The sequence below is a fragment of the Streptomyces sp. NPDC059668 genome, from assembly GCF_042734135.1.
Classification (GTDB): domain Bacteria; phylum Actinomycetota; class Actinomycetes; order Streptomycetales; family Streptomycetaceae; genus Streptomyces.
The window spans coordinates 92,522-102,433 of record NZ_JBHWEL010000005.1; the positions used below are offsets into that span (position 1 = coordinate 92,522).

Annotated in this window: 6 protein-coding genes and 2 pseudogenes; all 8 read left to right on the plus strand. The window is 71.8% G+C overall.

The genetic code is table 11. The features are described from left to right. Nucleotides 1–93 precede the first annotated feature (93 nt). Nucleotides 94–375 (plus strand): annotated as a pseudogene (locus ACFV2J_RS06275) (ROK family protein); the annotation flags it as partial. A 153-nt stretch (nucleotides 376–528) separates the two neighbouring features. Continuing rightward, complete coding sequence (locus tag ACFV2J_RS06280) at nucleotides 529–2,046, plus strand: sugar ABC transporter ATP-binding protein (protein ID WP_385083918.1); 1,518 nt, start codon at nucleotides 529–531, stop codon at nucleotides 2,044–2,046. Continuing rightward, a complete protein-coding gene (locus ACFV2J_RS06285) occupies nucleotides 2,043–3,062 on the plus strand; it encodes an ABC transporter permease (RefSeq protein ID WP_385083917.1) in 1,020 nt (339 codons plus the stop codon). Before ACFV2J_RS06280 ends, ACFV2J_RS06285 begins: the two co-directional genes overlap by 4 nt. A 20-nt stretch (nucleotides 3,063–3,082) precedes the next feature. After that, nucleotides 3,083–4,132: a substrate-binding domain-containing protein gene (locus ACFV2J_RS06290; RefSeq protein WP_385083916.1), complete on the plus strand. Its 1,050-nt coding sequence runs from the start codon at nucleotides 3,083–3,085 to the stop codon at nucleotides 4,130–4,132. A 62-nt stretch (nucleotides 4,133–4,194) separates the two neighbouring features. Further along, nucleotides 4,195–5,607 (plus strand): Gfo/Idh/MocA family protein, encoded by a 1,413-nt coding sequence (locus ACFV2J_RS06295; protein WP_385083936.1) that lies wholly within the window; start codon nucleotides 4,195–4,197, stop codon nucleotides 5,605–5,607. 2 nt (nucleotides 5,608–5,609) lie between these two features. Further along, complete coding sequence (locus ACFV2J_RS06300) at nucleotides 5,610–6,614, plus strand: sugar phosphate isomerase/epimerase family protein (protein WP_385083915.1); 1,005 nt, start codon at nucleotides 5,610–5,612, stop codon at nucleotides 6,612–6,614. Between the two features lie 151 nt (nucleotides 6,615–6,765). Continuing rightward, entirely contained in the window at nucleotides 6,766–9,255 is a 2,490-nt protein-coding gene (locus ACFV2J_RS06305) for a PQQ-dependent sugar dehydrogenase (RefSeq protein ID WP_385082521.1), read from the plus strand. 80 nt (nucleotides 9,256–9,335) lie between these two features. After that, nucleotides 9,336–9,815 (plus strand): annotated as a pseudogene (locus ACFV2J_RS06310) (DUF1080 domain-containing protein); the annotation flags it as partial. Nucleotides 9,816–9,912: the final 97 nt, after the last annotated feature.

Sequence of the window (9,912 nt, forward strand, 5' to 3'; positions counted from 1 at the left end):
CCCGAGAGCGGTCGAACCGGGTGTTACTGCCCGCGCGTTCGGGGGGGGGGGCTCAGCCCCGGCCGAGGCTAGGCCGCCCCGGGGGGCGCCCGCGGCCCCGCCACCGCCCTCGACCTGATCCGCGAGGGCGGCAACCGCACCGGCCAGGTCATCGCCGCTCTCGTCAGCTTCTTCAATCCGGGCCTGGTGGTGATCGGCGGTGGGGTGACGGGCCTCGGCCACACCCTGCTCGCCGCGATCCGCACCCAGGTCTACCGTCAGTCGCTGCCGCTCGCGACGGGCAACCTGCCCATCGTCCTGGGGGAGTTGGGCCCTGCCGCCGGAGTCATCGGCGCGGCACGGCTCATCAGCGACCACCTCTTCTCACCCGCGTAACCACAACCGCAGCCGTACCCCGTACCCGCATCAGCGCCACGCGCTCCGCCGTCGCTGCCCTGCTCCGCCCTGCCCTGCCGCGCTCCACCCCGCTCTCCGCGCCGCCCCGCCCTGCCCTGAAACCGGCCCGCACGCCCGCCAAGGGGAACCGTCATGGCACCAGAACCACCGCTGCTCACCATGTCCGGCATCACCAAGTCCTTCCCCGGCGTCCGCGCCCTCGACGGCGTCGACCTGGACGTCCAGGCCGGCGAGGTCCACTGTCTGCTCGGCCAGAACGGGGCCGGGAAGTCCACCCTCATCAAGGTCCTGGCCGGCGCGCACCAGCCCGACGACGGCACGATCTCCTGGCGCGGCGAACCCGTCGCGCTCCGCTCCCCGATCGCGGCCATGCGCCTCGGCATCGCCACCATCTACCAGGAACTCGACCTGGTGGAGGGCCTGTCGGTGGCCGAGAACGTCCACCTCGGACACGAACCCACCTCGGCCGGTTTCGTCGTACGGGGGAAGGCGGCGCGCGCCTCGACGGCCGCGCTGCTCGAACGGCTCGGACACCCCGAGATCGACCCGGCCCGGCTCGTCGGTGAACTCTCCGCCGCCCAGCGGCAGATCGTCTCCATGGCACGGGCGCTGTCCCACGAGGTACGCCTCATCGTCATGGACGAACCGTCCGCGGCCCTCGACCCGGACGAGGTCGACAACCTCTTCCGCATCGTCGCCGGCCTCACCGCCGACGGCGTCGCCGTCGTCTACATCTCGCACCGGCTGGAGGAGATCCGCCGCATCGGCGACCGCGTGACCGTGCTCAAGGACGGCCGGGCCGTGGCGGGCGGTCTCCCCGCGAAATCCACCCCGACCCGCGAGGTCGTCGCGCTGATGACGGGCCGCAACGTGGAGTACGTCTTCCCGGACCGGCCCGCACATCGGTCCACGGCCGAGCCCGTGCTGCGGGTCCGGGGACTGGCCCGTGCGGGGGAGTTCGCCCCGCTGGACCTCGATCTGCGCCCGGGCGAGATCGTCGGCCTGGCCGGACTCGTCGGCTCCGGACGCTCCGAGATCCTGGAGACGATCTACGGCGCGCGCCGGCCGACCGCCGGCCAGGTCCACGTGGACGGACGGCCGTTGCGGCCGGGCAGCGTCCGTGCCGCCGTCCGCGCCGGACTCGGGCTCGCCCCCGAGGAACGCAAGGCCCAGGCCCTGCTGATGCTGGAGTCCGTCACCCGCAACGTCTCCGTCTCCTCCATGTCCCGCTTCGCCCGCGGCGGTTGGATCGACCGCGGCGCCGAACGGGGGGCGGCACGGACGGCGACCCGCGAACTGTCGCTGCGCCCGGACAACCCCTCGGTCCCGGTCCGGACTCTGTCCGGCGGCAACCAGCAGAAGGCGGTCCTGGCGCGCTGGCTGCTGCGCGGCTGCCGGGTGCTGCTCCTCGACGAGCCGACCCGCGGTGTCGACGTCGGCGCCCGTGCCGAGCTCTACGCGGTCATCCGGCGCCTCGCCGACGAGGGCCTGGCCGTCCTGCTGGTGTCGAGCGAAGTGCCCGAGGTGCTGGGGCTCGCCGACCGCGTGCTGGTGCTGCGCGAGGGCCGGGTCGTGCACACCGCCCCCGCGGGGGAGCTCGACGAACACCGTGTACTCGACCTCGTCATGGAAGGAAGTCCGGCATCATGACGCAGCCCGTGTCCCCGCCCCGGGACAGCACCGGCAAGGTGCCACCGATGGGTGAACTCCCCGCCTGGCGCACCCTCGGTGCCCGCGCCGACGTGCGCACCCTCTCGCTGCTCGGCGTGCTCGTCGCCCTGATCGTCATCGGCGGCATCACCAAGCCCGACGAGTTCCTCGACACCCGCAACCTCCAACTCGTCCTCACCCAGGCCTCGGTGATCGGCGTGGTCACCGTCGGCATGACCTTCGTGATCACCTCGGGCGGCATCGACCTGTCGGTCGGCGCGATCGTCGCGCTCTCCTCGGTGTGGGCGACCACGGTGGCCACCCAGGAGTACGGCTTCGCGGGCATCCTCTTCACCGCGGTGCTGGTCGGTGTCGGCTGCGGCCTGGTCAACGGCCTGCTCATCGCGTACGGCGGCATGGTGCCGTTCATCGCGACGCTCGCCATGCTCGCCTCGGCCCGCGGCCTAGCGCTCCAGATCACCGACGGCAGGACCCAGATCGTCAGCGTGGACGGCGTCCTGAAACTCGGCGAACGCGACTCGTACGTGCTCGGCGTCCCCCCGCTGGTCCTGGTCTTCGCCGTCGTCACGGTCATCGGCTGGCTGATCCTCAATCGCACCACCTTCGGCCGCCGCACGGTCGCCGTCGGCGGCAACGCGGAGGCGGCCCGGCTCGCCGGCATCGACGTACGACGTCAGCGGCTGTACCTCTACCTGCTCTCCGGGCTGTGCTGCGGCATCGCCGCCTTCCTGCTGGTCATCCTGTCCGGCTCGGGCCAGAACACCAACGGCAACCTCTACGAACTCGACGCCATCGCGGCCGCGATCATCGGCGGCACGCTGCTCACCGGGGGCCGCGGCACCATCACCGGCTCCGTTCTCGGCGTACTGATCTTCACCACGATCACCAACATCTTCGCGCTGAACAACCTGCAGAGCGACGTCCAGCAGATCGCCAAGGGCGCGATCATCGTCGCCGCGGTCCTGGTCCAGCGGCGCACCGCAAGCACGACCTGACACGGGAAGGGTTCACCGCCATGCCAGCACCCACGCACGTCACCAGCCGCCGAGGACTGCTCCTCGGGACCGCCGCCGTCTCGGCCGGCGCTCTCCTGACCGGCTGCACCAGCAACGACACCAAGGACGAGAAGCCGGCCTCCAACGACCGGCCGGCCGCCGACGACAAGCCCGGCAAGCACGTCACCATCGGCTTCGCGGGGCCGCAGGCCGACCACGGCTGGCTCAACGCGATCAACGACAACGCCAAGAACCGCGCGAAGAAGTACTCGGACGTCACACTGGAGATCACCGAAGGCTCCAACGACACCGCCGCGCAGATCGGCCAGATCGAGACACTGATCAACAAGAAGGTCGACGTCCTGGTGGTGCTGCCCGCCGACGGCAAGGCGCTCACCCAGGTCGGACTGAAGGCGATGCGCGCCGGAATCCCCGTCGTCAACCTCGACCGGATCTTCAACACCCCCCAGGCGTACCGCTGCTGGATCGGCGGTGACAACTACGGCATGGGCCTGAGCGCCGGCCGCTACATCGGCGAGCAGCTCAAGGACAAGCAGGGTGCCCGCGTCATCGAACTGGCCGGCCTCGACAACCTGGAGCTGACCAAGCAGCGCACCCAGGGCTTCGACGCGGCCCTGAAGAACTACCCGAACATCAAGAAGGTGGCCCGCCAGGCCGCCGAGTTCACCGTCGAGTCCGGCCAGGCCAAGATGTCCCAACTCCTCCAGGCCCAGCCCAAGTTCGACGCCCTGTGGAACCACGACGACGACCAGGGCGTGGGCGCGCTGCGCGCGATCGAACAGGCCGGGCGGGACGACTTCCTGATGGTGGGCGGCGCGGGCGCGCTCTCCGCCTTCCAGGCCATCGAGGCGGGCAACAGCGTCCTGAAGGCCACGGTCCTGTACCCGCCGACCATGGCCGCGTCCGCGATCGACCTGGCCCGCGCGCTCGGTCAGGGCAAGGGGGTGGGTGGCCTCGCCGAGTTCGAGATCCCGGCCTCGATCACGTTGTACTCCGCCGTCGTCGACAAGGACAACGTCGGTCAGTACATGTCCACCGGCTTCAAGTGATCCGCCGCGTCCACAGCCCCCACAGCGTCACGACGGCGCACGACGACGAGGAGGACATCCGCATGGGAGAGCCGCACCAGGGCGAGCGGGCCGGGGCGGAGGCGGCCCGAGTGGAGCAGGCAGGGGCGGCGGCACCCGCGGGGGACGCCACCGTGAGGGAGACGGTGGCCCTGCGGGAGGCGGCGCCGGGGGAGTCCCCGGTGCGGAGGACGTCGGCGGGAAGCACCCCGGTACGGGGGTCCTGGGTGCGGGAGGCGGACAAGCCGGTGCTCGGCGTGGGCATGGTCGGGTACGCGTTCATGGGTGCCGCCCACTCCCAGGGCTGGCGCACCGTGGGCCGCGTCTTCGACCTGCCGCGCCGCCCGGTCCTCGCCGCGGTCTGCGGCCGTGACGCGGAAGCCGTCCGCGCCATGGCCGACCGGCACGGCTGGGCCGCCGCCGAGACCGACTGGCGTGCGCTGATCGCCCGTGACGACGTCGACCTCGTCGACGTCTGCACCCCCGGCGACAGCCACGCCGAGATCGCGCTCGCCGCCCTGGCCGCGGGCAAGCACGTGCTGTGCGAGAAGCCGCTCGCCAACACCGTCGAGGAGGCGGTGGCGATGACGGAGGCCGCCGAAGCCGCCGCCGCCCGGGGCCAGGTGGCCATGGTCGGCTTCAACTACCGCCGGCTGCCCGCGACCTCACTGGCCCGGACCATGGTCGCGGAGGGGCGGCTCGGCACCCTGCGGCACGTACGGGTGACGTACCTTCAGGACTGGCTGGTGGACCCGGAGTTCCCGCTCACCTGGCGGCTGCGCCGGGAACGCGCGGGATCCGGCGCGCTCGGCGACCTCGGGGCACACATCGTCGACCTCGCCCAGTACCTGGCGGGCGAACCGGTCGTCGGGGTCTCCGCGCTCACCGAGACCTTCGTGCGGCAGCGACCGCTCCCCGCCGCCGCGTCGAGCGGTCTGTCCGCCGTACCGGACGCGGCCGGCCTCGGCACCGTGACCGTCGACGACGCCGCCCTCTTCACCGGCCGTTTCGCCTCCGGGGCCCTCGCCTCCTTCGAGGCGTCCCGGTTCGCCACCGGACGCAAGAACGCCCTGCGCATCGAACTCAACGGCGAGCACGGTTCGTTGGCCTTCGATCTGGAGCGGCTCAACGAACTCTCGTACCACGACCACACCGAGCCGGGCACCCACGCGGGATTCCGCCGCATCCTCGTCACCGAGCCCGACCATCCCTACCTGGACGCCTGGTGGCCGCCGGGCCACGGCCTCGGCTACGAACACACCTTCACCCACCAGGCGCACGACCTGGTGCAGGCCGTGGCGGCGGGCCGGCGGCCGGTGCCGTCCTTCGCCGACGGCCTCCAGGTCCAGCGGGTCCTCGCGGCGGTCGAGGAGAGCGCCGAGAAGAACTCCGTCTACACCCCCGTGGCCGTCACACCCGTGACAGCCGCCTCCCCAGCGGTTCGAGGAGACCTCTAGCCATGCCGCGCACCTTCACACTCTTCACCGGCCAGTGGGCTGACCTGCCGCTCGAGGAGGTCTGCCGCCTCGCCCGCGACTTCGGCTACGACGGACTCGAACTCGCCTGCTGGGGTGACCACTTCGAGGTGGACAAGGCCCTGGCCGATCCCGCCTACGTCGAGTCCCGGCACGCGCTCCTCGACAAGTACGGCCTCAAGTGCTGGGCGATCTCCAACCACCTGGTCGGCCAGGCCGTCTGCGACGCCATCATCGACGAACGCCACCGCGCCATCCTGCCCGCCCGCATCTGGGGCGACGGCGAACCCGAGGGCGTACGGCAGCGGGCCGCCGCCGAGATCGCCGACACCGCGCGCGCCGCGGCGGCCCTCGGGGTCGACACCGTCATCGGCTTCACCGGCTCGGCCATCTGGCATCTGGTCGCCATGTTCCCACCCGCGCCCGAGTCGATGATCGCCCGCGGCTACGAGGACTTCGCGACACGCTGGAACCCCATCCTGGACGTCTTCGACGCGCAGGGCGTGCGGTTCGCGCACGAGGTCCACCCCAGCGAGATCGCCTACGACTACTGGACCACCCACGAGGCCCTGAAGGCGGTCGACCACCGGCCGGCGTTCGGGCTGAACTTCGACCCCTCGCACTTCGTGTGGCAGGACCTCGACCCGGTCGGCTTCCTCTACGACTTCCGCGACCGCGTCTACCACGTCGACTGCAAGGAAGCCCGCAAGCGGCTCGACGGGCGCAACGGCCGCCTGGGATCGCACCTGCCCTGGGGAGATCCGCGCCGCGGCTGGGACTTCGTCTCCGCGGGCCACGGCGACGTGCCCTGGGAGGACGTCTTCCGCATGCTGCGCTCCATCGACTACACGGGCCCCGTCTCGGTCGAGTGGGAGGACGCCGGAATGGACCGGCTCCAGGGCGCACCCGAGGCCCTGACCCGTCTCAAGGCCTACGACTTCGAGCCGCCGTCGGCCTCCTTCGACGCGGCGTTCGGCGGCAACGACTAGTACCGCGGCGGGCCGCGTTCGTCCCCTCGGGCGAACGCCGCCCGCGGCGGTGCACCGGGCCACAGCACACGGTCCACATGCTTCCGGGGTGACGGCGCACCCCGGCGTACCGCACCCGCCCGTACGACCAGCCCCTTCATGGAGGCATTTCGTGCACCCGAACGACCGGAACAACAGCCGCACCCACCACTTACGACGTCCCAGACTCCGTGGGGCACTCGCCCTGCTCAGCGGCGCGCTGCTGGCAGCCGCGTCCCTCACCCTCACCGCCCCCGCGGCCGGCGCAGCCGTCGCCGGCCCGGACAAGGCCGCCGCCGAGGACTTCCAGCAGGTCACCCTCGCCAAGGGCGAACCGGAGGTCGGCGAGCCCATGTCGCTCGCCGTGCTCCCCGACCGCTCGGTCCTGCACACCTCGCGCGACGGCGAACTCCGCCTCACCGACGCGGCGGGCAACACCAGGCTCGCCGGCCGGCTCGACGTCTACACCCACGACGAGGAAGGCCTCCAGGGCGTCGGCGTCGACCCCGGCTTCGCGTCCAACCGGTTCGTCTACCTCTACTACGCCCCGCCGTTGAACACCCCGGCGGGCGACGCGCCCGAGACCGGGACGGCCGCCGACTTCGCCCCCTTCGACGGGGTCAACCGTCTCTCCCGCTTCGTCCTGAAGACCGACGGCACGCTCGACAACGCCAGCGAGAAGCAGATCCTCGACGTCAAGACCTCCCGGGGCATCTGCTGCCACGTCGGCGGCGACATCGACTTCGACGCGGCGGGGAACCTCTACCTCTCCACCGGCGACGACTCCAACCCCTTCCAGTCGGACGGCTTCACGCCCATCGACGAGCGCGCCGACCGCAACCCGGCCTTCGACGCCCAGCGTTCGGCCGGCAACACCAACGACCTGCGCGGCAAGATCCTGCGCATCAAGGTGAACGCCGACGGCTCGTACTCCGTCCCCGACGGCAACCTCTTCGCGCCCGGTACGGACAAGGCGCGTCCCGAGATCTACGCGATGGGCTTCCGCAACCCGTTCCGCTTCAGCGTCGACAAGAAGACCGGCATCGTCTACGTGGGCGACTACGGCCCGGACGCCGGTGCGGCCGATCCGGCGCGCGGCCCCGGCGGCCAGGTCGAGTTCGCCCGTGTCACCGCCGCCGGCAACTTCGGCTGGCCCTATTGCACCGGCAAGAACGACGCCTACGTCGACTACGACTTCGCGACCAGGACCTCCGGCGCGGCCTTCGACTGCGCCGCGCCGAAGAACACCTCCCCCCACAACACCGGGCTCACCGACCTGCCCCCGGCCCAGGCCGCCTGGATCCCCTACGACGGCGCGTCCGTACCGGAGTTCGGCGACGGTTCCGAGTCCCCGATGGGCGGCCCGGTCTACCACTACGACGCCTCGCTCGACTCACCGGTGAAGTTCCCGCAGGCCTACGACGGGAACTTCTTCGCCGGGGAGTTCGGCCGCCGCTGGATCAAGCGGATCGACGCCGCCGCCGACGGCACCGTGCGGTCCATCAACTCCGTCCCGTGGACGGGCACCCAGGTGATGGACATGGCCTTCGGACCGGACGGCGCGCTCTACGTCCTCGACTACGGCACCGCCTGGTTCGGCGGCGACGAGAACTCCGGCCTCTACCGGATCGAGAACGCCACCGACGGCCACTCGCCCGTCGCCCAGGCCGCCGCGGACCGCACCTCGGGGCAGGCGCCGCTCAAGGTCCGCTTCTCGTCGGCCGGTTCGTCGGACGTCGACGGCGACGCCCTGACCTACAGCTGGGACTTCGGCGACGGCGGCACCTCGACGTCCGCCGACCCCTCGCACAAGTACAAGAGGAACGGGACGTACACGGCGACGGTGACCGCCAAGGACAGCACCGGCCGCACCGGCGGCGCGAGCGTGCAGATCGTGGTCGGCAACACCGCGCCCAAGGTGACCGTCGAACTCCCCGGTGACGGGCAGCTGTTCAGCTTCGGCGATCCCGTGCCGTTCAAGGTGCGGGTCACCGACCCGGAGGACGGCCGCGCGATCGACTGCGCCAAGGTGAAGGTCACCTTCGTCCTCGGCCACGACAGCCACGGCCACCCGCTCACCTCGGCGAACGGCTGCTCGGGCACCCTGCAGACCAGCGCCGACGGCGGGCACGACGAGGACGCCAACATCTTCGGGGTCCTCGACGCCGAGTACACCGACGGCGGAGGCGGCGGCCAGGCCGCGCTGACCACCCACGACCGCAATGTGCTCCAGCCCAGGCACCGCCAGGCCGAGCACCACGGCGACGCCTCCGGCATCACCGTCCAGTCGAGGGCCACCGCACACGGCGGGAAGACCGTCGGGGACATCAACAACGGCGACTGGATCTCCTTCACCCCGTACGTCCTGGGTGACGCCAAGAAGATCACGGCGCGCGTCTCCTCGGCGGGCGCGGGCGGCACCCTCGAAGTCCGCGCGGGCTCCCCGACCGGCCGCGTGCTGGGCAGGGCGACGGTGCCGGTGACCGGCGGCTGGGACACCTTCCAGGACGTCGGCGCGGACATCGCACGTGCTCCGCGCGGCACCACCACGCTCTACCTCGTGTTCAAGGGAGGCGCCGGCGCGCTCTACGACGTGGACGACTTCACCTTCACCACGGGCTGACGGGAGGAGCGACGGTCATGCGCACATCGGCACGGATTCCGACCACGGGTACCGCCCCCGCCCTCCTCCTCGGTGGTGCGGCGGGACCGGGCGGGCTCTCCCCGTCACCGGACGGCACGCCCACGTCGTCCGGCGGACCGGGGACGCTCCGGTACACCGGACACGCGGGCGGCTCCTACTCGCCGGAGCTGGACCGGAAGGCCGCCGGGGACGACAACTCCGGTGCGTTCGCGGGCTTCCCCGCCTCCGACGCCCCCGACCGCACCACGGGGGCCGTGCACGGATTCCGGTCCGCCGACCTCGGGAAGCGCGACCGCACGCTGAACCCGCCGGGGGAGTGGAACACGTACGGGAACCGGGTGGAGGGCGAGCACCTCCACGTCCGCCCCAACGGTGTGCGGATCAGCGATCCCACCACCACCGATCCGGCACGGAGCCCGCGCGACGGGCACATCGGCATCCAGAACCACGGAGCCGGCGACCAGGTGTCGTTCCGCAACGTCCGGATCAAGGAACTGCCCGCGAAGCCCCTGGCACACAGGGCGTCTCCGGGCGACTGAGCGGCGGGGGGGGGGGGGGGGCGGGCCCCCCCCCCCCCCCCGCGGCCCCCCCCCCCCCCCCCCCCGCGCCCCCCCCCAGTGAACGCACACCGGCAAC